The sequence below is a fragment of the Xenorhabdus sp. NBAII XenSa04 genome (genome assembly GCF_963866145.1).
Taxonomy (GTDB): domain Bacteria; phylum Pseudomonadota; class Gammaproteobacteria; order Enterobacterales; family Enterobacteriaceae; genus Xenorhabdus; species Xenorhabdus indica.
Genome location: NZ_CAWMEB010000135.1, coordinates 94,972 through 121,003, shown reverse-complemented (window position 1 = coordinate 121,003; position 26,032 = coordinate 94,972). Strand labels below are relative to the sequence as shown.

Sequence of the window (26,032 nt, the reverse complement as noted above, 5' to 3'; positions counted from 1 at the left end):
TTTTTAAACAATTAATTTGCTAAAAATCGTTTAATTTCAGTTAGTATTTGTAACAACTGAGTCAGATTGGGTTTGGTATCTTGGATCTCATTGCCATTTAGGTCGTACAGATGGTATTCGCCATTCTTGGAAAGGTAGATTGTGTTTTGAGATGTTGTCACAATTAATGAACCATTTTCACCAGTGATCAGCCAAGGAGTATCTCTTTGAGCTCTGAAAAGATCTTCTCCTTGCGAATAATCATCGGGGATATTACTGACATGCAGTAAACGTTGCATTAATGTTGTCATGATATCCTGATGGCTAGTCAGTTTGTTAATAGTTTGTGCTGGTGTGCCTGGCCAGTGGATAATCAGTGGAACGTGCATCTGTTGACGATTAAACTTATCGCCTGTAAACCATTTTGGTGGAGAGTTTGTAATGGTGCTGCCATGTTTAGCAGTAATAACAATGATGGTATTGTTTAAGGCACCTTTATGTATCAAGGTGTCCAGAACATTATTGATTTCAACATCCAGTGTTTTCTTGTCAACTTTATCTGATGAAGGTGGAATACCATTCAAGTTTAAGAATGAAAACCATGGTGTTGTGTTATTACGTAAATTTAGCCACTGTTGCCATTGTTCTAAAGTTAAGCTGTCATTGGGTTTGTCAACGTTGGGGAGTGAATAGTCAGTTAAAATAGCTTGGCGGTAAAGTGGGGTTTTGAATCCATCTGATGAGTATAAACCAAACTGATACCCTTGATGAGTCAAGGCATCTATAAGTGCCGAAGATTTTCTGCTGTAAAGAATACCATCCAGATAGCCAGATGATATGCCGTAGAATAATCCGAATAACGCAGTATCGTTCTGCATACCAGTGCTGAAATGCTGGGTAAACTGGATGTTATTTTTTGTGAATCGCTCAAGGAATGGCATCTCATTAGTGGTAATGTCATCATTATCCAAACCATCTACAACCAATAACAATAAATTATAACCGCGTCCGCTATCACGGTAAGATAACGTATTCAATGGATATTCAACTGTCAGAGCAGAAGGATTGCCTTGCTGGCTTATACGACGCTGGTACTCTTGCTTATCCAGCAGACCATGCTTTTCAAGAAACTTACGTGCTGTCATTGGGTATGAAAGTGGTAAGTTCGAACGTTGCATGGTAATAGGCCGATAGAAATTGGCATCTGCCCAGATATACATTATATGGGAAGCAACAAAAGCTGTGATAAATACAGCGGCTAATGGTTTGCCGAACTTTTGTCGACTCAGGCTACGTAATTTTTGCCAACTCCACGTACCGTATAGCATCTGTACCAAAAAAATAACTGGTATGCAGATGAACATCAGTTGCCATTCTCTTGCCCGTTCACCTTGTTCTGGGTTGGTTACCAGATCCCAAACCAGTGGTGTCAGGTGTAGGTGAAAACGCACATAGATGGAGGAATCAAGTATCAACAGTGTTAACCCTGCCGTTGCCACGGTGGCAGAAAGGAATCGTAGCAACCTCTGTGACATAACAATAAATGTCAGCGGGAATAACACCAATAAATAAATGGTGAAAACAATGAAGCTGAAATGACCGAGCCAACTGACCAGCGCATAGATGCGACCAAACAGTGAACCCGGCCAATCCGATGCAAATAAATAGCGACTGCCCAGCACAAGACTGAACATAATATTGAACAGAGCGAACCAGTGTCCCCAACTGATCATCTGAGAAACTTTTTCGCGGTAATGCTGGCGGCTAGTCACCATATTTTCTTACGTTAATGTCTTAATGGAAAAATTAATGCGCTTTATCTTCACTGATTGAAGATTGTAACGCGTGTGCAAACGAGTTTGCGATATGTCTGCGTTGAGCAGGAGCAATACTCGTGTTGATTAAATTTGTGACCATATTGCCTAAAACCATTAATGAAAGATCGGTAGGAATATGGTTTTTCTCGAAAACATTTACTAGTTCAGCTAGTAAATGTTCAACTTTTTCATCGCTGTAGCGAGAAGATTGTGGCATGACTCAAATATCCTGAATATACAAAGCCTCATATATTACCGTATAGAGGGGGTATTTTCTGCTTTTTTATGACAATTTAATTTCTTTATTGTGCAAATTATTGTCATGCTTTGTAGCTGTTGCATCATTTTAGTCTTTGAAATGAGTAACGTTAATAATTAAATTGTGAACGCTTTTCCATCATTGGGATTTTTGGTTGCAGCAGAGAGGTAACAGTGTTTGAATACGCCGCTAACTGCAAAGGCCAGAAGGTCAAAGCTGTAAAAGGAGTATAAATAATGAGTCTGGAAATTACCCAGATCGCGTTACATCAGTTGATTAAACGTGATGAACAAACACTGGAAGTGATTTTGCGGGATTCTCTGCTGGATACCAATGCGGTAGTGGAAGAGATGATGGCAGAATTGCATCGTGTGTATAGCGCTAAAAGCAAAGCTTATGGTGTGTTCAATGATGACAGTGAACTTGCAGAGTCACTCTGTCATCAACGTAAGGGGAATGAAGATTTTTTAGGTTTTAGCCGAGCTGCAACCGTTCGTCTGAAAGATGAACTGGCAAAATACCCGTTTGCAGAAGGTGGTACTGTGTTGTTTTGTCAGTACCGATATTTGGCTGTGGAGTATTTGTTAATTGCGGTTCTTAACAGTTGTAGTAGTACTTCTGTCAATGAAGAATTAGATGTAAATACAACGCAGTATCTTGATATTCCTCATGCTGATATTGTTGCCAGAATTGACTTAACTGAGTGGGAAACTAACCCTGGCTCCTGTCGCTATTTAACTTTCCTGAAAGGGCGGGTAGGGCGTAAGGTTTCTGACTTTTTCATGGATTTTCTGGCTGCCAGTGAAGGAATGAATACTAAGGTACAGAATAAAGGGTTATTGCAGGCAGTAGATGATTATTGCGAATCTGCTCAGCTAGATAAAAATGAGCGGCAAGCTTATCGCCAACAGGTTTATAGCTATTGTAATGAGCAACTACAGGCGGGCGAAGAGATTAAATTGCAGGAACTGTCTCAAGAATTACCACCATTAGGTGAGCATAACTTCCAGCAATTTTCACAAGATAAGGGATACGAGTTGGAAGAAAGTTTCCCGGCAGATCGCAGTACATTGCGTCAGTTGACTAAGTTTGCTGGCAGCGGTGGTGGATTGACAATTAATTTTGATGCTATGTTACTCGGAGAAAGGATTTTTTGGGATCCGGTAACGGATACATTAACGATTAAGGGTACACCTCCAAATCTGCGTGATCAGCTCCAACGCCGTGGCAGTGGTAATCACTAATCTATTCCGACTCTGAGTTTGAAACCTTCATAAACGAAATGATAAAGATAAATAACGCCGCAAATGCGGCGTTATTTACTCGGCGTCCCGATAAAAGCTCGATTGTGGCTAATTAAGCACGCAGGAAATCAATGTGCGTCAGTTTAGGCTTAAACGGATGACGCTGTACTGCCTGCACTTTAACTTTAGTTTCTTTACCATCAACAACCAGAGTCAGAACCTCGTAGAATTCTGGCTTGCTTTCGTGGTTGATAACTGCATCGTGATCCAGTTCGATAGAAACTGGCTCTTGGTTACCACCATAAATGATTGCTGGAAACTTGTTAGCTCTACGCAGGCGGCGGCTCGCACCCTTACCCTGCTCTTTACGTACTTCTGCATTAATAGTTAACATTATTTTTTCTCTATAAAAGAAGAAAATAAATCCTGCTACAGGCGACCCAGCAGCAGGTTCGATACTTGGCTTAACATTATGGGTTACGCTAAGCGGGCGGCATTTTAACGAAAAACCTATGTAACGGCAAATAGAAAGTATTTTGTTGTGAGTAATTACACCGCTTAATACAGGTCATTAGCCCGTCGGAAGCGGCCTTGATAATCAAAAATTTTTTCCCGGATCCGCCAGAATTGCCCTTTTTTCCGTGCAACAACAAAATCAGGATGTCGTAGTAAAGGAAGTTGATGGGCAATATCTCCAGCTGTTTTCCAATGTAAAGGAATTCCCGGTGCTCGCTGGTGATGGCGCATAAATTGCAGTTCAAATACTTTTTTTTGGCCAGGCGTTGTCAAACGGAATAATTCAGATACGTTTGCGCCATCTTCATCATAATAAGTGATTTTGAGCCATTCGCCTTTATTATCATTACCCGGAGTTAATTGCATTCCACCACAACGTAGTACAAGAGCATCTTTGAGTTTAAGGGCTGCTTTCAGCATATCATCAGGGTCGACCAGCACTTTTTGACAACGATGGCAATGTCGGGCTGCGATATCGTTTTCTGCTCCGCAATGCGGGCATGATTTGAAGCGAAAGCGAAAATCACATTGGTGTCTTTTTCCTGTTTCGTCTTCTTCCCATCCTTGGCAACGGCGTCCAAAGTGTTCAATGATGTCACCCTCTGCGGTGCATTTTCCCCAGAAGGTATTGGCAAACTGACAGATTGGGCAGAATACTTGTACAGGCTGATTTTGTGAACTGGGTTTGTGGCTGCCGACTTCAGGAGTATAAAGGTCGTGAGGGTTGCCCGCATAGTCTAAAATTAGGCACTCTTTCTTATCAGGAAACAGGCGTAATCCACGGCCAACAATCTGCTGATAGAGGCTTACGGACTCTGTTGGACGCAATATCGCAATGAGATCGACGTGAGGTGCATCAAACCCTGTTGTCAGAACAGCAACATTAACCATATAGCGTAGTTGCTGTTTTTTGAAGGCGCTGATCAGAAGATCCCGTTCAGTACTCGGTGTATCAGCGCTAACTAATGCTGCCTGTCCTGTGGGAAGTAACAGGAAAATTTCTTTTGCATGTTCAACTGTGGCAGCAAAAATCATTACACCTTTCCGATCTGCTGCATATTCAATGACCTGTCTGATAATATGTGGCGTAATACGTTTCTGCCGTTTAATTTCTCGACTCAAATCAGCTTCATTGAAAATGCCTTGTTGATTGGTACGTACTTGACTGAAATCATATTGCATTATGGGCATATCTAACCTTTCTGGAGGAACCAGAAAGTGGTGTTTAATCATATAACGTAATGGAAGTTCATAAATACAGTCATGAAAAAAGCAATTTTCGTCACCACGTATCATGCCATGATAGTGATACTGGTAAATCCAGCCAACACCTAAACGGTAAGGCGTCGCGGTTAAACCCAGTATCCTGATCTGGGGATTATTTTTCTGGAGTTGCTGGATAATTTGCTGATATTGACTGTTTTCATTATCACCAATGCGGTGGCATTCATCGATGATTAGCAGTGAGAAGTTGTGGTCAAAACGGTCTAAATTGCGGGTTACAGATTGAATGCTGCCAAAGACAACTTTTCCTTCACTCTTCTTTTGATGCAGCCCGGCAGAAAAGATATCTGCTTTCAGGTTATAAGAACAATATTTACTATGGTTTTGTGCAACCAGTTCTTTAACATGTGCCAGTACTAAAACCCGGCCGTGAGCTAGTTTAGCCAGTTCAGCAATGACAAGGCTTTTGCCTGCACCAGTAGGTAAAACAATAACTGCTGGTTTTTTATATTTGCGGAAATGACGAATGGTCGCATCTACCGCTTCTTGTTGATAAGGGCGTAAAGTAAAAGCCATTGTTATGTTACTGTCACGAAGATCGAGTAAAAGGTTATTGGTAGGGAGGATAACATTTTTCCTTCAACCTGCCGACGATAAAATATTATCAGGATCAGTATGCTATAACAGATAGTTTATGGTTATTATAGTTATTTGATCTACTATTATTCTGCAAATTATCTGCTTAATTTTGTATTCAAATTAGCTTTGAAATTGCCTGTAATATCAAAGGTATTTTCATATTTATTTTCTGTCAGATTATTTTTTGTTAGGTATAACTATTCATGCGATTGGATAAATTTTTATCACAACAATTGGGTATTAGCCGTAATGACGTTGGGCGTGAATTACGTGCTGAGCGAGTTACTGTTGATGACGAAATCATCAAAACAGGGGCATATAAGTTGAAACCTGAGCAGGTAGTTGCCTACGAAGGAACAATATGGAGCAATTGGACGGTCCACGTTATTTTATGTTGAATAAGCCACAAGGGTATGTGTGTTCGACTGATGATCCATCAAATCCAACTATTTTGTATTTTATTGATGAGCCTATTGCCCATAAACTGCATTCGGCAGGGCGATTAGATATTGATACTACGGGCTTGGTGTTATTGACGGATGATGGTCAGTGGTCACATCGTATTACTTCACCCAAACATCATTGTGAAAAAACTTACCTTGTAACACTGGAACACCCAATATCAGAGGATACTGAGGAAAAATTTCTTGCAGGTGTTCAACTGAATGGAGAAAAGACACTGACAAAACCGGCAAAATTAGAGATCATCGAATCTCAGTTCGTTCGTCTGACCATCAGTGAAGGACGGTATCACCAGGTAAAACGGATGTTTGCTGCTGTGGGGAATCATGTTATTGGGCTTCATCGTGAACGTATTGGCGAAATTTATTTGGACCCCAAATTAGCGCCAGGGGAATATCGAGCGTTGACGGAAAACGAAATTAAGAGCATACAAATGCCAGTAGCTTAATTTTTTATCTATTCATAGTTCATAGTTGTTTTGGGAAAAAAGCGTGCAACAACAACGATTATCCTATTTGGGATTAGTCCTTATTCTTGGGCTGCTCTCTATGTTAATGCCATTGGCAATTGATATGTATTTACCAAGTATGCCAACAATAGCCATTGATTTTGGTGTCAGTGATGGCAAAGTTCAAATGACATTGAACAGTTACATGCTAGGGTTTGCCATTGGTCAAATAGTTTATGGGCCAATGTCTGATAGCTTGGGACGTAAACCCGTTATTCTAGGTGGCGTGATTGTTTTTGCAATATCATCTGCTGCATGTGCTTTGGCACAAAATATAGGTACCTTTATTTCCATGCGGTTTTTGCATGGTTTTGCTGCTGCATCGGCCAGTGTTGTGATTAATGCTTTGATGCGTGATATGTTCACGAAAGATGATTTTTCACGCAGTATGTCGTTTGTGACACTGGTAATGATCATAGCTCCGCTATTAGCTCCCATGTTAGGTGGGATGGTGATGGTATGGTTCAACTGGCATGCTATCTTTTGGTCTATCACAATTGCTGCGGTAATCGCTGCATTTTTATTTGCTGTTCTTATCAGGGAAACACTACCTAAAGAGAAAAGGCTGCGCTTCAATCCAAAGGTCACTTTAGGGCAATTTGTTATGCTGTTCAGGCAGCGCCAAGTGTTGTGTTATATTTTGGCAAGTGGTTTTTCTTTTGCTGGAATGTTTTCTTTTCTTAATGCCGGGGCATTTGTTTATATCAAATTGAATGGTGTTCCTGCACAGCATTTCGGTTATTACTTCGGATTAAACATTATCTTTATGTTCATTATGACAACCATCAATAGTCAGTTTGTTCGCAAATATGGCGCATTGAATATGCTGAATTTTGGCATATTTGTTCAATTTGTCATGGGATTATGGCTGTTATTCAGCACTATGTTTGATTTGGGTTTTATTTCTTTGGTGTTGGGTGTTGCTATTTATATCAGCAGTATTTCTTTGATTACTTCCAATGCGATGGCCGTTGTGTTGGATGATTACCCTCATATGGCAGGAACAGTAGCTTCATTATCTGGAACCATACGTTTCAGTATTGCTGCCTTGGTTGGGGCAATTTTATCTTCTGCTCCTGAAAAAAGTGCCTGGCCAATGGTTGGTTCGATGGCCTTGTGTGTCATATTAGCGATGATATTGATTGTTTATGCACGTAAGGCTAAGACATAAAATAATCAAAGAAGCCATCTGTACTTTCAAGTGGCTTCTTACTCTTTTTCATGTCTATATCGTTGCTGGAGCTTATAGCGATATTAAGTGTACCAATGCCTCAGCTTTCTTTTCTTAGGAAACATTTTCCTCAGAAAACATAATTTCCATCCGTAAAAACCCAGAAGAATCTTCCTATAAATTAAGAACAGTTTGTTTATTGGATAAACAGGAAATATCGAACGATTAGCAGGAAAATATCGATGATTGTTAATTTGATGATATCAGTTGAATCCTCTGTGTTGGTTTTTTGTTAACTTTAAAATGTTAAATATATGAACCCAGAGGGTGAATACTGTGTTGATAATTAACATTTTGTAAAACAAGGATATTGTGAGAACGCTATTGTGTAGCACAATTCATGAAAACATAAATTTGTAAATAAAATTTGAACATAAAGTTGCTGTTTTGCATAAAAATAAGTTGAATTTTTTACCAAAACAGTATAAATATATACAAAGTGCGAGTTTGATCTCATTTTTTTTCAAATTGAAGATGAAAAGAGTGTGATATTGTAATTTTTATTTTAACTTTTTATTTACTTTTTTGTTGGGTGGTTATTCGGTTTTGACGAGTCGATAGCCTACAGCTCGTGGTTAGATGTATTAATGTTGTTTCTGATAGGAATAATACGTGAATAATATCCAACTTTCGGTAGTACACAGACTGCCGCAAAGTTATCGGTGGTCATCTGGCTTTGTTGGTACAAGAGTTGAAATCTTGCCAGAGGAAGAGGCAGATATAGGGAATAGCCTGATGGGGCTGAAATTGTTAAGCCATGAAGGCGAACATGCATGGAGTATTTTGCTTGATATCAATCAGTCTATTTCTGATATGCAGATAGTAAGTGCGGTAATTGAGTGGGAAGGTGAACCATGTTTGTTTTTTGCTCGAGAGGATGAAAGTGCTGTGATATGTCGGCTTAAGACATTAGGTGCTGCAATTGCGGAAAATATTACCGCATTTTACCCACTTTAATAAATAATAACCGGATAAAAAATGCTTCCTAATGGAAGCGTTTTTTATATCCTGCAAGGGAAAAACAGGAAAAGAAAAATCAGGTTCAGGATTATATTGAGGCGTTAATGTTGTCTGATAAAATACGTCTGGCACCGTAATAACGCTTGTTCCAGTAGGTGTCATTTAATCTGGAAACAATGACTCCACTGCTGGTTGATGCATGTACAAATTGGTTATTGCCGATATAAATGCCAACGTGGCGCCTGTAAGCACCTGTTTTGAAGAGAACCAAATCACCCGCTTTTAATTTGGCACGGCTGACTGTTTGGCCTATCTTCTGTTGCTCTGAGGTAGAGCGTGGTAATTCCATACCAAACTGATCATGGAAAGTGCGTTGGACAAAAGCTGAACAATCAATGCCACGTTTTGTACTTCCTCCAAGCCGATAGGCAACGCCTTTCCAATCCGCATATTGGTTAAGGAGCTTGGATTTAATGTCCAGATTTTTAACTAAAGTTTCAAATTCATCCTGAGATGTTTGCAGTAGAAAATGCTTTTGACCATTTACTGCATGAGTTTCAGTTTTTTTGCTACGTATTTGGGAATCTGGAGAACTACATGCGGTCAGTGCCACTGCCGCGATAATTGCGGGGATTAACCGCAATATATATCTCACTATTGGTTGAGATTTGACCATTGTATTAATTTTCCCTTGCAGTCCTTAATGTGACTTATCGCCATCGTTAAAATATTAAACGCCTTAAAGCCTAGTAGAATATGGCGAATTGACAAACTTTCTGTCCCTAAAGTGTGTGAAGCTACACATTTTATTAATATCTTTACAAAACGATTATTTTAATAAAAGGACTCGCGGAAGAGTACAGAAATTATGAGAAAAAAGCGAGAGATAAAAAGAGTTATTTACAAAAAATTAGATTATAAACTAAGAGGTTAGAATGATCTTGGCGATTTTATTCTCGTTCGATAAAAGTTGTGTGGTAATGGGGAGATAGATCATATCTCCCCTATTAATATTGTTTTAACGAGTACGGCCGATATGAGGTAATTTTTTATCTAGCCATGCAGCCATAATGTCACTGAGTGGGGTCAATAACACCCAGCTCATTCCAATTAATGTGAGTGATAATGAACCGACAACAATGTCTGTAAACCAATGAGCACCTGCCATAATACGGGGAAGGGCAAAAGTGATCATAATCAGTAAAGCAATGAAGAACGTTCCGCGAGAAATATAGCGAAGAATAAAGCAACTAAAAATGAGTAGCATCAAACCATGATCCCCCGGAAAACTATCGCCGGAAGCATCTTTGGTATGCAGACTTGTCATTTCATTTACGCGGTTGACGTTTTCAAATGTTAACGTTGGGCTTGGACGGCTGACGGGGATCTGATGGCCGATCTGATTTATAATCACTGCTGTTATTAACATGACCAGACCAAGCATAAAAAGACGGCGTTTTCCTGCATAATCTTGTTTGCGAAATGCGCTGTAGTAAAGCAGCCCCATACATAAGAGTGATATAACATCAAATGCCCTTACATTTACGATAGCGACAAATAACGCAAATTTTGAATTTGGCTGCAATTTTTCATTAAAGTAATGAAAAATTGCAGAATCAATGTGAAACCAAAAGCCGTGGTTCTCAGGTAAATACCATGAGAAAAACAAGGTGATACCGAGCAGATTGAGTATAAGTATAGCGAGTGGATGGCTACGGGTCATGGGTTACCTATCTTACTTAACGCGAAAATGGATTTTGGTAGTCAAATTGGTTGATGGTGCACTATAGCAAAATTTACAGAAAAGGGTAATCGCCCAATGGTAGAGTATGTAATCAGCAGAAATATCTATATCTATCATCCTTCAAGTTGTAATTTTGTTGATCTTTATCGCCATTTTTATGGTTATTATTTGTCCATATAACTATCTATGTATATTCGGGTTTTGCCAGATTGTATCTTGAAATTTATGAATGCATTCATATTAGTTAGTTATCATCAATGTTATTATCATATGAATAATTATGAGCTATCGAAAAAATAGCTAAATCACTAATACAGTACCGATAATATATATTTGGTGCGATTATTGAGCACTGACTACTATTAAATAACTAAAGATTGATTTTTTCATATCCTAATTTGATAGTATATTATGTCGAATTGTGGTCATGATAAATAAAACATATAAAGAAATTGTTTCATTTTCCGTTATATCGTTATATAGATAGCTCGGCGTTAATCCATTGTCTGGTTTTGAAATTGGCATGGGGTTAAAACCGAAAAAAGGTAATGATACCTGTTGTGGAGGTTAACTGCTTATGTTACGAAATATAATCATTTTTCTGTTTATATTTTTATCTTATCCTGCGATGACCCATTACCCTTCGGATTTTAAATCTGGCATCCTTCAATATTATGGTGCTATAGCCGTTCCCTTTTGTCAGCGAACATTTTTTTGCATATCGAATTTAAAGACTATAATGACTAATTTTAAACTTTATTTGTGATTTAACTCAAATAGTGGTTTTTTATAACAGTATATTAAATTAATAAAATTAGCATCAACTTTTGAGCTATAAATTCACCTTTGATATAAATCAATAAAAGGTATTAATGTCGTATTATTTTTACATGAAATATTTATTATGGAGTTTGAAGGAATAAAAGGTAACTGAGTTTTGTTAATGGAAAAACGAAAGTGAGGTGACCATGCAAAATTATCTTAAACTATTAATTAGCTGTTTGTTGTTTTCATGGATTTCTTATGGACATGCACAACCTATCAGTGGACAGATACAATTTTCAGGCTCTATTGTTGATCCGGGATGTCAAGTGGTGGTATCAAATACTCAGGCTAATATTTCCTGCTACCGATTAGGAAAAAATATCACTGTAAAGCAAATTGTTCCAATGTACAAAACAAAAAAAACAGGGGATGTCGTACTTCCCGGAAATATAGGTGTTTCCAGAGTGAAGTGGACTGATAATAAAAAACGTTTGGCGATCATTCATGTTGATTACTTTTAATTTAAATTGGTAATAAGTTGCTCTTTTCTTATTCGATAAAAGAGCAACTTATATATAGAGGATATAAAAACTATAGAATTAATCGCAACGTCCCATATAACGGCGTTCTGCAATATGAATACGGATTTTTTCCCCTGAGCTGAGATACTCAGGAACTTGGATCGTCAGCCCTGTACTCATTCTGGCTGGTTTTGTGCGGGCACTTGCTGATGCGCCTTTAATTCCCGGTGCGGTTTCTTCAATAATCATATCGACAGTTTGTGGTAATTCCAGAGCGAGTAGTTGGCCATCCATTGTCATAACTTGCATTCCTGGCAGACCTTCATCTGGAATGAACAAAAGTTCTTCTTCAATTTGCTCTTTTTTAAAGTGATAAGGGGTGAAGTCCTCATCATCCATGAAAATATATTCGTCACCATCAATATATGAGAAGCTGACACTGCGGCGGGTTAGTGTAATTGTTTCGAGAATATCATCACCTTTGAAACGTTCTTCCACTTTTTGACCAGTGCGAATATCAGTAAAACGCATCTTATACAGTGTGCTGGCACCGCGTGCGCTGGGTGATTGAATATCGATATCTTTGACTAATAATAACTTTCCGTTGTGGCTGATCGCGGTTCCGCGTTTAATTTCATTGGCTTTAGCCATAAATACCTTCCGTAAAAACAGGGTAATAGTGGAATGAATGTTAAGGTGGCGACAAAACTACTCGCAGTCAGTGAATTAGGCAAGAGGTGAATGAAAGCCCCGGTTAAAATACCAGGGCAGAGGGAAACGAAAAGTCAGCGGTAGGCAGGTAACAGATCAAATAAAGAGAAGATATGAACTACTGCATTTATTAAACCAAACAGGATAATAAATGTTATCAGGAAGTTACCACCAGGGGTACGATAGGTGGCTTGTGGATAACGCTGGCGGCTGGCTCGGGCCATAAGTGCTGGTACGATAACGGCCCAAATAGTTGCTGCCAATCCTGCAAAACCAATCGCATACAGGAAACCATTTGGAAAGAATAATGCCAGCACAGTAGGCGGAATAAATGTTACTAAAGCCGTTTTTAAACGCCCCGTTTTGCTATCATCAAATCCGAAAAAGTCAGCCAGGTAATCAAATAAACCGAGAGATACACCTAAAAATGAGCTGGATAATGCCATATATGAAAAGGCATTTAATAGCTGGTTTATTGTTGCATTGTCGGATGTACTATCCATTTGGTTCAGTAAGTCACTAACGTTACCGCCATCAGCAATAATCTGTTTGAATGCTTCACGGGGAATATTTCCCTGAATGGCATACTGCCACAAAATGTAAATAGTCAGTGCAATCAAAGAGCCATAGAGCAAACTGCGTGCAACGGCTTTGACATCTTTATTATAGTATTTCACTAACCCCGGAACGTTGCCATGATAACCAAATGACGTCAGTAAATATGGCAGAGCCATGAAAGCATAAGGTAAGTAACTGGTTTCAGTATTTGCATGATCAAACAAAATAGCAGATTTCACTTCCGTAAACATACCTCCCACTGACATGATAAATGTGATTGTCATGCCACCGATTAAAATAGTGCTTAAGCGATCGACTGCTTTGGTTGATAACCAAACAATAAAGGCAACAATAAATGAGAAAATAAGACCTGTCCCGGTTTGTGACAAGGGAATAATATCTTTTAAGTTACGCAGAATAATTGAGCCACCGGCTGAAATATAGGCGTAAGTCAGAATATATAAAACAAAGGTAATAGATAACCCAGTGAGTGTATTCCAGCCTTTCCCCAGTAATTCTTTTGTAATGGTGTGGAAACTGGCTCCACTGGGGTAATTCATATTGGCTTCCAAAATCATCAGGCTGGAGAAATAGATACAAACCCAAGTGTATATCAGCAAAATTATCGATCCTATAAACCATACCCCAGAGGTGACAATGGGAATGGAGAACATACCAGCACCGACGGCAGTACCGGCAATGATCATGGCTCCGCCTAATATGGAAGGGCGTTTCAAATTTTGCGTTACCTCAATGGTCATATAGACTCCTGATGAATCAGTGTTACCTTTGTACTAGCGCGACGATACATTAATGAATGACATGTGTAAACAGTTATTTATGGGAATGTGCAATGGGAATGTGCAAATAGCGGTTGTTTTATTCTGCATACACTGATAGAGAACCAATTTATCAAATAGATAAATAGAATTTTTTCTCTTGTCACAGTTTAATAGCAGTACGACTGGCTTCGAAATGGGGATCAGGAAGATTATTGAGATTGCAGCAAAATTAATTGGTCACAATAATGATGATACCGACTCCTACAACAACTGACATACGTTATTACTTTGTTAATGATCATTCTAATAGTAATTTTAACTGAAACGATTCAATTTTGATGTTATAAATAGTAGAGGAATTTTAATATGATTTATGATTATTTATTCAGGAGAAACTGGGCAAGATGAGCCGTCGAGTTGCCGCAATAACTTTAAATCCAGCTTATGACTTAGTTGGCCTGTGTCCAGATATTGTTAAGGGAACCGTTAATCGCGTAAAGACAGCAGGGCTACATGCTGCTGGTAAAGGGAATAACGTTGCAAAGGTACTGCGCGATTTGGGTATTGATGTCACAGTTAGTGGTTTTCTGGGAAAGGAAAATCAGGAAGGTTTTCAACATTTTTTCAATGAGAACCAAATGAACAATCGTTTCCATTTAGTTTCTGGCAGAACACGTATCAATGTGAAACTGACAGAAAAACATGGTGATGTAACGGATTTTAATTTTTCAGGTTTCCATGTAACAGAAGAGGAGTGGAATCAATTTATTGATGATTCTCTTTCATGGCTAGGGCAGTTTGATATGGTCGTGGTCAGTGGCAGCTTACCGGAAGGTGTTTCTCCAGAGTCTTTTACGGACTGGATGAAACGATTACAGCAATGTTGCCCTTGTATTATCTTTGACAGCAGTCGGGAAGCATTTGTGGCAGGGCTTAAGGCAACTCCTTGGTTGGTAAAACCCAATCGTCATGAATTAGAAACTTGGGTGGGTAAGCCTTTGCCTGATTTGGATAGCATAATTGATGCGGCTCATACATTGCGTCATAAAGGGATTGCGCATGTTGTTATTTCATTAGGAGAGCAGGGAGCATTGTGGGTTAATGCTTCTGGTGCATGGCTGGCAAAGCCACCATATTGTGAAGTGATCAGTACAGTTGGTGCGGGAGACTCAATGGTTGGTGGGTTGGTTTACGGCTTATTGATGCGTGAATCCAGTGAACATACATTGCGTCTGGCAACCGCCGTCTCTGCACTGACGGTTGGCCAGCCGAATGTAGGGATCAGAAGCCGAACTGAATTGGCATCAATGATGTCAAAGATCAAGCTGACTTCTGTCAGGCAATCAAATTTTCTGTGATTTTAACCAGGCAATTTCTTGATCCCAAATATCTGGATTGATCGTTTCAAGTACCATTGGAATGCCATTGAAACGGTTATCCTTCATGATATAGCTGAAAGGTGTTTTACCAATGTTTCCTTCACCAAGGCTGTGATGGCGGTCAACACGGCTGGAGAATTCGCTTTTGGCATCATTAAGGTGCATGGCTCGCAGGTATTTGAATCCTACAATTTCATCGAATGCTTTAAATGTGGCATCGCAATCTTTCTCGGTACGTAAATCATATCCTGCTGCAAAAGCGTGGCAGGTATCAATGCAAACACCAACCCGGCTTTTATCTTCGATACCCTCAATAATGGCAGCTAACTGTTCGAATTTAAAACCAAGATTGGTTCCTTGTCCGGCAGTATTTTCAATCACAGCCGTTACACCTTGTGTTTTTTCTAACACAATATTGATAGATTCAGCAATACGCGCAAGGCACTTATCAATATCAATTTTATTAAGATGACTACCGGGGTGAAAGTTAAGTAAACCAATACCTAACAGTTCACAACGCCGCATTTCGTCAAGAAATGCAGCGCGGGATTTTTCCAGCCCTTCTGCTTCAGGATGTCCTAGATTAATCAGATAGCTGTCATGAGGAAGAATTTGTCGGCTGCCGTAGCCGTAGTGCTCACAATTAGCTTTAAATTTATCAATCACTTCTGTTGATAAAGGTGGGGCATTCCATTGGCGTTGATTTTTCGTGAACAGTGCAAAAGCGGTTGCTTTTAATTCATGAGCTCGAATTACAGCTTGATCAACACCACCAGCAGCGCTCACATGGGCTCCAACAAATTTCATATCTTTCTCCTGTTTTGTTTCATTAATTATGCATTGTTCTTGTTGTTAATGAAATTCTGTAAAGCATGAACCCAGATAGTAGAGCAGCATCTGAAATATAAAGCCGAACTTTTGGGAAAATAATGTTAACCAAATAAATAATGAATGCTTTTATTAATAATTAGTCCCCCAACCATCAACCAGATAAACAAAAGGAGGGCTAACAAAATAGGTTTGGTACCAGCCTGACGAATTGCGCTGGCATGGGTTGTTAATCCTAAAGCAACCATAGCCATTGTTAGCATGATAGTATCAACGATAATGATATGACTGACAATGGATGCAGGTAATAACTGGAGAGAATTGAAACCTGCTGTAATAATAAAAAATACTGCAAACCATGGAATGGTAATTGACGCTTTTCCATGATCGTTGGCACAGTTTTTAGCTTTTGTGCGACTAATATAACCAGAAAGCAGTAATAAAAAGGGAGCCAACATCATAACGCGGATCATTTTGCTGATAACGGCCGTATTTTCAGCATCATTTCCTTGTGTATGACCAACAGCAACGACTTGGGCAACTTCATGAATGGTAGAGCCGGAAAACATGCCAAATTCTGTTTGAGAAAAAGAGAACCACTGATGTTGGATGTTAATTTGATAAAACCAGGGATAAATAAAGATGGCAAGTGTGCCGAATATCACAACTGTAGAAATGGCAACGCTGACTTTATCGGAAGAGGCTTTAACGACAGGTTCAGTAGCCATAACCGCAGCGGCACCACAAATACTGCTTCCTGCACCAATCAGTATGATTGTTTGGCTATCCATTCTGAAAAAAACGTGCCCAAGCCATAATGCAATAAAAAAAGTAGAGGATAGCATAGCAACATCAATCAAGATGCCTGTTACGCCAACATCGGTGATTTGCTGGAATGTCAATCGAAAACCATAAAGAATAATACCTGCTCTCAACAGATAGTGTTTGGCGAAATGGACCCCTTTGCCACAAGTTGATTCTAATAAAGGGCATAGCGTATTTCCGACAATAATCCCTAGCAGAATTGCGATGGTCAAAACACTGAGTCCCAGCTTGGTAAACCATGGGATATGACTCAGATAAGTGGCAATTGTTGTCAGTATTACAGTTAATACAATTCCGGGAATGAAATATAGTGCAGGGTGGCGGGTAGCTGTGCCAGTTGCATCAATTTTACTTTCAGACATTATTGCCACTCGTATTACTTATGTATTTTGGGAATAAGCATATAGCAAATAATTTAATTATTAAAATTGATTATTTTTATATATTTAACCAGTAAATTAGATTGATTGAAGGTGACTTTTGTTAAGTTGCGTAATAGTGTCTAAAATCAAGATTATCTTATCATTTTATTTTTTGCTTCCCGCGAGGCCATATGCGTATCACTCTGAGACAGCTGGAGATTTTTGCAGAAGTTCTGAAAAGTGGTTCAACGACACAGGCTTCTCAACAATTAGCGTTATCACAATCTGCGGTCAGTGCTTCGTTAACCGATCTTGAAGGGCAGTTGGGTGTGCAGCTTTTTGACAGAGTAGGAAAACGACTGGTTACTAATGAGCATGGTCGTTTGCTCTACCCTAAAGCATTGGCACTGCTTGAACAGGCTGGTGAGGTGGAGCAGCTTTTCAAATTAGACTTGGGAGCACTGCGACTAGCAGCCAGTAGTACGATTGGTAACTATATGTTGCCTGAAATGCTGGCGAAATACCGTCAGGATTATCCTGATACACCATTGGAATTGAATATCAGTAACACTGAAGATGTTATAAAGTCGGTTGTGGAATTCCGGGTCGATTTGGGCTTGATTGAAGGGTTATGTCACAATCCTGAATTAATTAGTCAACCGTGGATGAAAGATGAACTGATTGTTTTCTCCTCACCAGGAAGCCCGCTGGCAAACGCTAATTTGACGGTGGAAGATCTGATTAAGGCACCCTGGATATTAAGAGAGAAAGGCTCAGGAACAAGAGAAGTTCTCGACCATCTTCTGTTCTCGCAGATGCCCCGCTTCAATATTGCAATGGAATTAGGCAATTCGGAAGCGATCAAACATGCCGTTCAGTATGGAATGGGAATTAGTTGTTTGTCGCGTCGGGTTGTCCGGGAGCAATTACAGAATGGCACGTTGATTGAGTTAATAATACCGGGGCTACAACTTTATCGTACGCTTTATCTGATTTATCACCGACAGAAACACATGTCTAACGCGTTACAAAAATTATTGAGCTATTGTCATTAGCATCAATTTAATGCCATATGGAATAACATATAATCGTGTAGCTTATAATTAGCGGCTGATCATGAAGGTATCTTATAACCTTCAATCGCCGCTATTCTGGAGACAAAGATTTGTTACAATCCCGCACTAAAAATTATTCTCGATGATATAGGAATAGAATGTCTCAAGAACAAAGCATGCCACGGGATCAGGCTCCAAAAATCCTGCGCCGTGAATTAAAAGCACGACATATGGCGATGATTGCCATTGGCGGATCAATTGGCACAGGATTGTTTGTTGCTTCTGGAGCGACCATTTCGAAAGCCGGCCCAGGTGGGGCTCTGCTTTCATATGCACTGATCGGCCTGATGGTCTATTTTCTGATGACCAGCTTAGGTGAGTTGGCTGCTTACATGCCTGTATCAGGGTCGTTTTCCACCTATGGTTCTAAGTATGTTGATGAAGGCTTTGGTTTCGCATTAGGGTGGAACTATTGGTACAACTGGGCGGTTACGATAGCAGTTGACCTTGTTGCTGCTCAATTGGTGATGGGATATTGGTTCCCGGATGTACCGGGCTGGATATGGAGTGCTTTATTCCTTAGTTTGATTTTCCTGTTGAACTTTATTTCAGTTAAAGGATTCGGAGAGGCGGAATATTGGTTCTCTCTAATCAAAGTTTCTACAGTTATTGTTTTCATTGTTGTCGGCATTCTGATGATTGTCGGTATCATGAAAGGCGCTGAGGGCGCTGGCTGGCATAACTGGACTATTGGTGATGCACCATTTGCTGGTGGGTTTGCGGCCATGATTGGGGTAGCAATGATTGTTGGTTTTTCATTCCAGGGGACTGAACTTATTGGTATCACAGCAGGGGAATCAAAAGATCCCGCGAAAAACATTCCCCGTGCTGTACGTAAGGTATTCTGGCGTATCTTATTATTCTATGTGTTTGCCATTTTAATTATCAGCTTAATTATTCCTTATACAGATCCGAGTTTGTTACGTAATGGTGTGAAGGACATTAGTGTCAGCCCATTCACACTGGTATTTGAAAATGCGGGGTTGTTATCAGCCGCCGCCGTGATGAACGCAGTAATCTTAACCGCTGTATTATCTGCGGGGAACTCAGGAATGTATGCTTCAACCCGCATGTTGTTCACATTGGCACGAGAAGGTAAGGCGCCTAAGATTTTTGGTTATTTGTCGAAAGGTGGTGTTCCACGTAATGCGCTTTATGTTACAACCGTGGTAGCGGGATTATGTTTTCTCAGCTCAATGTTTGGCAACCAGACGGTATATTTGTGGTTGTTGAATACCTCAGGTATGACGGGTTTTATTGCGTGGCTTGGTATTGCGATTAGTCACTATCGTTTCCGTAAGGGCTATATTGCTCAAGGGCGAGATCTCAATGAACTGCCATATCGTTCCGGTTTTTTTCCTATCGGGCCGATTTTTGCGTTTATCCTGTGTTTGCTGATCACATTGGGCCAGAACTATCAGGCATTCCTGCAAGATACTATAGACTGGTATGGTGTTACGGCAACTTATATCGGCATTCCATTATTCTTAATTATTTGGTTTGGTTATAAGCTGAAAAAGAAAACGCGTTTTGTCAAATACAGCGAGATGGAATTTCCATCATTAAAGAATACAAATTATGAATAAATTGTTAATAGAAAACCAATAGAATGAAGCTTTTTTATTAATATATTATTATTTGTATTTTATAAAAACTGCCTGTTCTGTGATGGAATCGGCAGTTTTTATTTTTTATAGAATAAAAGCAAAATTATAACAATTAAATTTCGGATATGTCGAATAAGTCGCATTGATAATTATTCTTATTTGCTTTATTGTTAACGGCAAAATTATTGCATAAAGAGGCTAACTAAAGTGAAGTTTGGATTTCAAACAATCGTGAAAGGCGTGAGTATCAGTCTATTGGCAAGCTCTGCGATGATGACAAGTTTTGCATCTTGGGCTGAAACAGTCACGGATGTTGCTGGACGTACTGTAGAAGTGCCTGAAAAAGTCAATCGTATCTTGTTGGGTGAAGGTCGTTTATTCCATGCCATCGCCTTATTAGAAGGAGATAAACCTCTGGCCCGTATCGCGGGTTGGCAGGGGGATTTTCGTAAACTTGACCCACAAACTTACTCTGTTTATAAAGCCAAATTCCCTGAAATTGACAATATTCCGCTGATAGGTAACACCAGTGCTGATAGTGTCAGTTCTGAAAAAGTGCTGACATTGAATCCTGATGTGGCTATCTTTGGCTTATCTGGTCATGGTCCAGGCAAAAACAGTGAATTGGTTAAACAATTAGAAAAAGCAGGTGTTCCTGTTGTTTTTGTCGATTTCCGCAACGACCCATTGAAAAATACGCTGCCAAGCATTCGTATGTTAGGCAAAATGCTGCACCGTGAAAAACAAGCGAGTGCTTACGCTGATTTTTATGAAAAGAATCAGAAACTGGTCACTGATATTACTGACCGTATACCCGCGGAGAAAAAACCTTCTGTATTTATTGAGCTGAGAGCAGGCTCTATCGAAGATTGCTGTGGTACGGCAGGCAATGGCAACATGGGGAATTTCATTGATCTGGCTGGTGGTAAAAATATCGCTAAAGAGATTCTGCCAACGCCACTGGGTACAATGAACCTGGAAAAAGTGATTGCTGTTGATCCTTATATTTACATCGCCAGTGGTGCGCAAGATCCAGGTGAGAAAAGTGAAGGTATCCAGATGGGTGCTCAGACTTCCGCAGATATTGCCCGCGCAGGTTTGAAATCTATCACTGAACGCAGAGGTATTAATAACCTGACCGCAGTGAAAGAAGGCCGTACCCACGCTATCTGGCATCATTACTATAATTCGCCTTATAACGTTGTCGTTACACAAGTTTTTGCTAAGTGGTTCTATCCTGAAAAGTTCGCTGATTTAGATCCACAGCAAACACTGAAAGAACTTCATTCTAAATTCTTGGCTATTGAGCCAGCAGGCACATATTGGGTCAGTGAAAAATAAGCAGTAACAGGTAATAAGAATGAGCGTCACTACCGAGCCTATGCCAATGGTGAAACAACAAGATGAGTGTGATATCAAAGCACACTATCGTCATATTCTGTATCGACGTATTGCATGGATGTTGTTGATAGTTTTGATTATCGGCATCTCTTTAGTATTAGATTTGACAATGGGGCCGTCAGGGCTATCTTTGCCTGCTCTTTGGCAGACACTGATTTCGCCGGAGAGTATGGATGCAGGAACCCGGGTAATTGTCTGGGATATTCGATTACCTTATGCCTTAATGGCGGTAGTGGTTGGCTTGTCTCTGGGGCTGGCGGGCGCTGAAATGCAGACCGTTCTGAATAACCCGCTGGCCAGCCCATCTACATTGGGCGTTACCAATGCCGCTTCTTTTGGCGCGGCATTGGCAATCATATTAGGTATTGGTATTCCTGGTATACCTGATCAGTGGCTTATCTCTGTAAATGCTTTTATTTTTGCTCTGTTGGCTGCTTTGATGCTTGATGGGATTACACGTTGGACAAAAGTTGCCACTTCTGGTGTAGTGCTATTTGGTATTGCAATGGTATTTACCTTCGAGGCGCTGGTTGCCATGATGCAGTTTATTGCGACGGAAGATACCTTGCAGGGGCTGGTTTTCTGGACAATGGGTAGTCTTTCAAAGGCAACATGGATCAAACTGGGTACTTTGCTGCTGGTATTCCTGATGCTTATGCCTGTTTCTATGATGAATTCCTGGAAACTGACCGCTTTGCGTCTAGGGGAAGATCGGGCGATTAGTTTTGGTATTAATATCCGTCGTCTCCGTTTGGGCACTTTGTTACGTATTAGTATTCTGACCGCACTGGCGGTGGCGTTTGTTGGGCCGATTGCGTTTATTGGTCTGATTGCTCCCCATATTGCCAGACTGATGTTTGGTGAAGATCACCGCTTCTATTTGCCAGCGAGTGCCCTGATAGGTGCACTGGTACTGTCAATGGCGTCTATCGCGTCCAAGAATTTGATCCCGGGTGTCATCATACCTGTGGGAATTGTGACATCTTTGGTTGGTGTTCCTTTCTTCTTGAGTATCGTGTTACGCCATAGGGGGAGTGTATGAATCAGGGACTGAAAATCAGTCGATTCACGGCGGGCTATCCAAAGCATCCTGTTATTGAAAATCTGGATGTAAATCCACTACCACGTGGGAAAATTACGGTATTACTCGGGCCTAATGGCAGCGGAAAATCAACGTTATTGCGTTCACTGGCGGGTTTAAATAAAGCCAATGGTGCTTTACTGTTGGATGGGCAGGATTTAATGCAGATGGATTTTGCCCAACGTGCCCAGAACGTGGTTTATTTGCCTCAATCATTGCCTGCAGGCGTCCATCTGCATGTGCTGGAATCTGTGATTGTTGCTCAGCGGGCATCAGGTGGTGTGAGTAGTGAGCAGTGCGAACAAGAAGTCATGGAATTGTTACGCCAGCTTGGGATTGAACATTTGGCGTTGAGCTATTTGGATCAATTATCCGGTGGACAAAAACAATTGGTTGGTTTGGCTCAATCCTTGATAAGAAAGCCGACATTATTATTATTAGATGAACCGTTAAGTGCGCTGGATTTAAATTACCAGTATCACGTTATGGATTTAGTCGCACGTGAAACACGTCGCCGTAATATTATTACCGTTGTTGTTGTGCATGATATTAATATTGCACTGCGTCATGGTGACCATATATTAATGTTGAAAAAAGGTGAATTAATTTCTGAAGGCTTACCTGAACAGGTAATAACACCGGACAGTCTGGCTCAAGTATATGGTGTTAAGGGCAGGATAGAACGCTGTTCTCAGGGAATACCTCAAGTATTAATTGATGGCCTCGTAATGGATTTGGCTGGTTAAAATAATAAAAAGCATAAGTTGTTTTATTTAATTGAAGAGTAAATAAAAAGATAACACTGGTAGGGATAAATTCTTATCCCTGCATATTGAGTTTATGTCGATTATCCAAATTAAATAGTTTTATTTTACATCTTGGAGAATCGGGAATGGTCGTTTTTGCAAAGAAGAAACTTGTCTTAGGCGTTATTGCTGCTGTCTCATCCAGCGTTGTTTTGGCTGCTAATGCAGCTAATAATGGCGAAGATAAAATTATTGTTACCACTGCTGCGGGTTTCCAGCAAAAAATTGAAGATGCACCAGCCTCCATTTCGGTGGTTAGTCGTAAGCAGTTGGAAACCAAAGCTTACCGTGACGTGACGGATGCATTGAAAGATGTTCCGGGAGTCGTCGTTACGGGGGGCGGTAGCAGCAGTGATATTAGTATCCGTGGTATGTCATCACAATACACAATGATACTAATTGATGGTAAGCGTGTTGACACTCGCAGCACTCGTCCAAACAGTGATGGTTCAGGTATTGAGCAGGGATGGCTGCCACCGCTGGCATCAATTGAACGTGTTGAAGTTGTACGTGGGCCAATGTCTTCCCTTTATGGCTCCGATGCAATGGGCGGTGTTATCAATATCATTACTCGTAAGGTTCATAAAGAGTGGAATGGCAGTTTACGTGCAGATACTACCCTGACTGAACGTACAAAATCAGGTAATAGCTACCAAACCAGCGCTTATGTTGCAGGACCGTTAATTGATGGTTTATTAGGATTAAAAGTGACTGGCCTGTTTTCTCACCGTAATGAAGATAAATTTATTGATGGATATAGAAAACAAGAAATGCGTAATGGTGCGGCGACTTTTTCTTTAACACCAAATGAGCAAAATAGCTTTGATTTTGAAGCCGGGCGTTATGAGCAAGATCGTGATTCAACAATTGGTAAAACTCGTCCATGTACGAAAAGATCTTGTGAAGATAACACCAGCCGTTATGCGCGTAATAATTACTCGATAACACATAACGGTGTTTATGACTTTGGCACAATGACATCTTATATTCAGCGGGATGAATCGAAGAACCCTGAACGTGAGATGAAATTTGCAGATACTATCTTTAATAATCAAACCACATTTACTTTAGATGATCATACAGTAAGCGTAGGAGGACAATATCGTTATGAAGACCTGCGCGATAATGGCAATAAATCGGCGTCTGAGAACGGTACAAATACAAATAAGCTTACTCGCTGGAGTTGGGCGTTGTTTGCTGAAGATGAATGGCAAATCATCAATGACTTCGCTCTGACGGGAGGTATTCGTCTAGATAAAGATCAACTTTTTGGTGCCCATGTAACCCCTCGCTTATATGGCGTCTGGCGTGCCGATGAGCAATGGACAATTAAAGGTGGTATCACTACAGGATATCGCTCACCTAACTTGCGACATGTTGCGCCTAATTGGTTGCAAGTGACGGGAGGGGGACGTAGCAATGGCGTGATCGAAAGTGATCCAAAACTGAAACCAGAAAAAAGCATTAATGAAGAAATTAGCGTGATCTGGAACAACCAAGAAAATTTTAATGTGGGTATCACAATCTTTAATACAAACTTTAAAGATAAAATCACTGAATTTAACATTTGTAAATCACTTGTATCTTGTAAATCAATTGGCAAGGGTGATTATGATTTTGTTAATGGAAGAATGAACGTTGGTAAAGCGAACATTCGTGGTATAGAGACGACCATAAATTGGGATATCAGAGAAAATCTATCATTGGCAGCAAACTATACTTATTCCTATTCTAAGCAGAAAACGGGCAAGTTTAAGGGCCAACCGTTGAATAAGATGCCAACACATATGGCTAATGCAACCCTAAACTGGCAGACATTGCCAGAAATGGAAACATGGGCTCGTATTAATTTCCGTGGGAAAACAAAGAACTTTCAGTACCGTTCATCAATAGGAAGTGGTACACCTTCCTATTCTTTTGTTGATCTGGGTATGACTTATAGTCTCACGAAAAATCTGAGAGTATTAGGTGGTGTCTATAACGTCTTTGATAAACGTGTGACGGATGAAATCCACGGAGCTACTCTTGACGGTCGCCGTTACAATATCGGCATTAATTATGACTTTTAATTAACATTTCGGTTTATATTAATTAGAGTTATTATTATCGATTAAATGTAATATTAAATCTGCTCTTTATCGTCATTATGACTAAGAGCAGATTTTTTTGATATCATGCTTGTCATATTTAAATAGCAAATAATTTACTTCTGTGCTAAAAGATTATTAATCGCCAATCAAAGGATGTGATAGCATTGCGTTTTTGAACTCTTTCAGTAAGAAGAGATTCCAGCGTACTCTTTTGTATTGTAAAAAATAATGAATTTTTAGTGTGATAGCCCTTGCTATTTCTGGACTTGAAGTGCAAAATGCGTCCACTAAAAATAACTGGTGCGTAATTATGCATCAGTTATTTTTTTTGCATTGAGTTATTTTTTACAACACCAAGAGACCGGACATTCTCCGGATCGATACTGACCATAAGCAGCTACTAATGAAAAGAGCTGCTGTATTGAGGAACGCAAATATGGAGCAATTATTCGCTTTTGCACTTGTGCCAATTGGCGCTCGCTGCTGCAATGACGATTATGGGGCACGGCCCTCTGTCAGTTCGCTATCTTCCAACTCTTCTTTCTTTTCTGTTTATAGACAGATGCGAAGTCTACCCAGTAACTATCGATTAAGTAGTTGTAGTAATACCCAGATCGA

General features: G+C 40.0%; 21 protein-coding genes and 1 pseudogene. 12 read left to right on the top strand and 10 right to left on the bottom strand.

Going from position 1 to position 26,032, the window contains the following annotated elements:
* Window positions 1–11: 11 nt before the first annotated feature.
* Together yejM and AAC147_RS06515 are read right to left on the bottom strand one after the other, a co-directional pair.
* A complete protein-coding gene (gene yejM, locus AAC147_RS06520) occupies window positions 12–1,754 on the bottom strand; it encodes an LPS biosynthesis-modulating metalloenzyme YejM (RefSeq protein WP_047679708.1) in 1,743 nt (580 codons plus the stop codon).
* A gap of 31 nt (window positions 1,755–1,785) precedes the next feature.
* Window positions 1,786–2,013, bottom strand: coding sequence for a YejL family protein (locus tag AAC147_RS06515; protein ID WP_047679706.1), 228 nt, complete (start codon window positions 2,011–2,013; stop codon window positions 1,786–1,788).
* Window positions 2,014–2,291: 278 nt separating this feature from the next.
* On the opposite strand from AAC147_RS06515, the gene yejK reads away from it, so the two are divergent.
* On the top strand, window positions 2,292–3,299 hold the full coding sequence (gene yejK, locus AAC147_RS06510) for a nucleoid-associated protein YejK (protein WP_047679704.1): 1,008 nt from the start codon (window positions 2,292–2,294) through the stop codon (window positions 3,297–3,299).
* A gap of 112 nt (window positions 3,300–3,411) precedes the next feature.
* Here yejK and rplY read toward each other — a convergent pair whose 3' ends face one another.
* Window positions 3,412–3,693, bottom strand: coding sequence for a 50S ribosomal protein L25 (gene rplY / locus AAC147_RS06505; RefSeq protein ID WP_047679702.1), 282 nt, complete (start codon window positions 3,691–3,693; stop codon window positions 3,412–3,414).
* A 164-nt stretch (window positions 3,694–3,857) separates the two neighbouring features.
* Window positions 3,858–5,615: a DEAD/DEAH box helicase gene (locus AAC147_RS06500; protein ID WP_047679700.1), complete on the bottom strand. Its 1,758-nt coding sequence runs from the start codon at window positions 5,613–5,615 to the stop codon at window positions 3,858–3,860.
* A gap of 266 nt (window positions 5,616–5,881) precedes the next feature.
* On the opposite strand from AAC147_RS06500, the pseudogene rsuA reads away from it, so the two are divergent.
* The 3 genes and pseudogenes from rsuA to AAC147_RS06485 all read left to right on the top strand — a co-directional run bounded on the left by rsuA (window position 5,882) and on the right by AAC147_RS06485 (window position 8,836).
* A pseudogene (gene rsuA / locus AAC147_RS06495) lies at window positions 5,882–6,588 on the top strand (16S rRNA pseudouridine(516) synthase RsuA).
* A 43-nt stretch (window positions 6,589–6,631) separates the two neighbouring features.
* Window positions 6,632–7,819 carry a Bcr/CflA family multidrug efflux MFS transporter gene (locus AAC147_RS06490; RefSeq protein ID WP_047679698.1) on the top strand — a complete coding sequence of 396 codons (1,188 nt, stop codon included), beginning with the start codon at window positions 6,632–6,634 and terminating at the stop codon, window positions 7,817–7,819.
* A gap of 672 nt (window positions 7,820–8,491) precedes the next feature.
* On the top strand, window positions 8,492–8,836 hold the full coding sequence (locus tag AAC147_RS06485; protein WP_047679696.1) for a YejG family protein: 345 nt from the start codon (window positions 8,492–8,494) through the stop codon (window positions 8,834–8,836).
* Between the two features lie 91 nt (window positions 8,837–8,927).
* Here AAC147_RS06485 and mepS read toward each other — a convergent pair whose 3' ends face one another.
* Both mepS and AAC147_RS06475 read right to left on the bottom strand, forming a co-directional pair.
* Window positions 8,928–9,515, bottom strand: coding sequence for a bifunctional murein DD-endopeptidase/murein LD-carboxypeptidase (gene mepS / locus AAC147_RS06480; RefSeq protein ID WP_047679694.1), 588 nt, complete (start codon window positions 9,513–9,515; stop codon window positions 8,928–8,930).
* Window positions 9,516–9,857: 342 nt separating this feature from the next.
* On the bottom strand, window positions 9,858–10,562 hold the full coding sequence (locus tag AAC147_RS06475; protein WP_047679692.1) for a phosphatase PAP2 family protein: 705 nt from the start codon (window positions 10,560–10,562) through the stop codon (window positions 9,858–9,860).
* A gap of 989 nt (window positions 10,563–11,551) precedes the next feature.
* Between AAC147_RS06475 and AAC147_RS06470 the strand changes: the two genes are divergently transcribed.
* Complete coding sequence (locus tag AAC147_RS06470; protein WP_047679690.1) at window positions 11,552–11,869, top strand: type 1 fimbrial protein; 318 nt, start codon at window positions 11,552–11,554, stop codon at window positions 11,867–11,869.
* 78 nt (window positions 11,870–11,947) lie between these two features.
* On the opposite strand, the gene yeiP is transcribed toward AAC147_RS06470, so the two are convergent.
* Window positions 11,948–12,520 carry an elongation factor P-like protein YeiP gene (gene yeiP, locus AAC147_RS06465; RefSeq protein ID WP_047679688.1) on the bottom strand — a complete coding sequence of 191 codons (573 nt, stop codon included), beginning with the start codon at window positions 12,518–12,520 and terminating at the stop codon, window positions 11,948–11,950.
* 134 nt (window positions 12,521–12,654) lie between these two features.
* A complete protein-coding gene (mtr, locus tag AAC147_RS06460) occupies window positions 12,655–13,899 on the bottom strand; it encodes a tryptophan permease (protein WP_047679686.1) in 1,245 nt (414 codons plus the stop codon).
* Window positions 13,900–14,324: 425 nt separating this feature from the next.
* On the opposite strand from mtr, the gene fruK reads away from it, so the two are divergent.
* Window positions 14,325–15,278, top strand: coding sequence for a 1-phosphofructokinase (fruK, locus tag AAC147_RS06455; RefSeq protein ID WP_047679684.1), 954 nt, complete (start codon window positions 14,325–14,327; stop codon window positions 15,276–15,278).
* Here fruK and nfo read toward each other — a convergent pair.
* Together nfo and AAC147_RS06445 are read right to left on the bottom strand one after the other, a co-directional pair.
* Window positions 15,264–16,106: a deoxyribonuclease IV gene (gene nfo / locus AAC147_RS06450; RefSeq protein WP_047679682.1), complete on the bottom strand. Its 843-nt coding sequence runs from the start codon at window positions 16,104–16,106 to the stop codon at window positions 15,264–15,266. The genes fruK and nfo overlap by 15 nt on opposite strands.
* 125 nt (window positions 16,107–16,231) lie before the next feature.
* Entirely contained in the window at window positions 16,232–17,314 is a 1,083-nt protein-coding gene (locus AAC147_RS06445) for a YeiH family protein (RefSeq protein WP_047679680.1), read from the bottom strand.
* A 191-nt stretch (window positions 17,315–17,505) separates the two neighbouring features.
* Here AAC147_RS06445 and yieE point away from each other — a divergent pair, with 191 nt between their 5' ends.
* From yieE to AAC147_RS06415, 6 genes are all read left to right on the top strand, one after another.
* On the top strand, window positions 17,506–18,369 hold the full coding sequence (gene yieE, locus AAC147_RS06440; RefSeq protein WP_047679678.1) for a DNA-binding transcriptional regulator YeiE: 864 nt from the start codon (window positions 17,506–17,508) through the stop codon (window positions 18,367–18,369).
* Between the two features lie 158 nt (window positions 18,370–18,527).
* Window positions 18,528–20,015, top strand: coding sequence for an amino acid permease (locus AAC147_RS06435; protein ID WP_047679676.1), 1,488 nt, complete (start codon window positions 18,528–18,530; stop codon window positions 20,013–20,015).
* A 228-nt stretch (window positions 20,016–20,243) separates the two neighbouring features.
* The gene (locus AAC147_RS06430; RefSeq protein WP_047679674.1) at window positions 20,244–21,377 is read left to right on the top strand and encodes an ABC transporter substrate-binding protein; all 1,134 of its coding nucleotides are present in this window, start codon (window positions 20,244–20,246) and stop codon (window positions 21,375–21,377) included.
* A 19-nt stretch (window positions 21,378–21,396) separates the two neighbouring features.
* Window positions 21,397–22,479, top strand: a complete 1,083-nt coding sequence (locus AAC147_RS06425; RefSeq protein ID WP_047679672.1) for a FecCD family ABC transporter permease — start codon at window positions 21,397–21,399, stop codon at window positions 22,477–22,479.
* Entirely contained in the window at window positions 22,476–23,264 is a 789-nt protein-coding gene (locus tag AAC147_RS06420; protein ID WP_047679670.1) for an ABC transporter ATP-binding protein, read from the top strand. The genes AAC147_RS06425 and AAC147_RS06420 overlap by 4 nt, the downstream gene beginning before the upstream one ends.
* Window positions 23,265–23,410: 146 nt before the next feature.
* Window positions 23,411–25,393 carry a ligand-gated channel protein gene (locus AAC147_RS06415; RefSeq protein ID WP_047679668.1) on the top strand — a complete coding sequence of 661 codons (1,983 nt, stop codon included), beginning with the start codon at window positions 23,411–23,413 and terminating at the stop codon, window positions 25,391–25,393.
* The last annotated feature ends 639 nt before the right edge of the window (window positions 25,394–26,032 follow it).

Coding starts and splice junctions, on each gene's coding strand:
- mtr (WP_047679686.1), bottom strand. CDS start 13,899: ATGACCATTGAGGTAACGCAAAATTTGAAACGCCCTTCCATATTAGGC.
- AAC147_RS06445 (WP_047679680.1), bottom strand. CDS start 17,314: ATGTCTGAAAGTAAAATTGATGCAACTGGCACAGCTACCCGCCACCCT.
- mepS (WP_047679694.1), bottom strand. CDS start 9,515: ATGGTCAAATCTCAACCAATAGTGAGATATATATTGCGGTTAATCCCC.
- AAC147_RS06470 (WP_047679690.1), top strand. CDS start 11,552: ATGCAAAATTATCTTAAACTATTAATTAGCTGTTTGTTGTTTTCATGG.
- AAC147_RS06420 (WP_047679670.1), top strand. CDS start 22,476: ATGAATCAGGGACTGAAAATCAGTCGATTCACGGCGGGCTATCCAAAG.
- AAC147_RS06500 (WP_047679700.1), bottom strand. CDS start 5,615: ATGGCTTTTACTTTACGCCCTTATCAACAAGAAGCGGTAGATGCGACC.
- yieE (WP_047679678.1), top strand. CDS start 17,506: ATGCGTATCACTCTGAGACAGCTGGAGATTTTTGCAGAAGTTCTGAAA.
- AAC147_RS06435 (WP_047679676.1), top strand. CDS start 18,528: ATGTCTCAAGAACAAAGCATGCCACGGGATCAGGCTCCAAAAATCCTG.
- AAC147_RS06515 (WP_047679706.1), bottom strand. CDS start 2,013: ATGCCACAATCTTCTCGCTACAGCGATGAAAAAGTTGAACATTTACTA.
- rplY (WP_047679702.1), bottom strand. CDS start 3,693: ATGTTAACTATTAATGCAGAAGTACGTAAAGAGCAGGGTAAGGGTGCG.
- AAC147_RS06475 (WP_047679692.1), bottom strand. CDS start 10,562: ATGACCCGTAGCCATCCACTCGCTATACTTATACTCAATCTGCTCGGT.
- yeiP (WP_047679688.1), bottom strand. CDS start 12,520: ATGGCTAAAGCCAATGAAATTAAACGCGGAACCGCGATCAGCCACAAC.
- yejM (WP_047679708.1), bottom strand. CDS start 1,754: ATGGTGACTAGCCGCCAGCATTACCGCGAAAAAGTTTCTCAGATGATC.
- fruK (WP_047679684.1), top strand. CDS start 14,325: ATGAGCCGTCGAGTTGCCGCAATAACTTTAAATCCAGCTTATGACTTA.
- yejK (WP_047679704.1), top strand. CDS start 2,292: ATGAGTCTGGAAATTACCCAGATCGCGTTACATCAGTTGATTAAACGT.
- nfo (WP_047679682.1), bottom strand. CDS start 16,106: ATGAAATTTGTTGGAGCCCATGTGAGCGCTGCTGGTGGTGTTGATCAA.
- AAC147_RS06425 (WP_047679672.1), top strand. CDS start 21,397: ATGAGCGTCACTACCGAGCCTATGCCAATGGTGAAACAACAAGATGAG.
- AAC147_RS06415 (WP_047679668.1), top strand. CDS start 23,411: ATGGTCGTTTTTGCAAAGAAGAAACTTGTCTTAGGCGTTATTGCTGCT.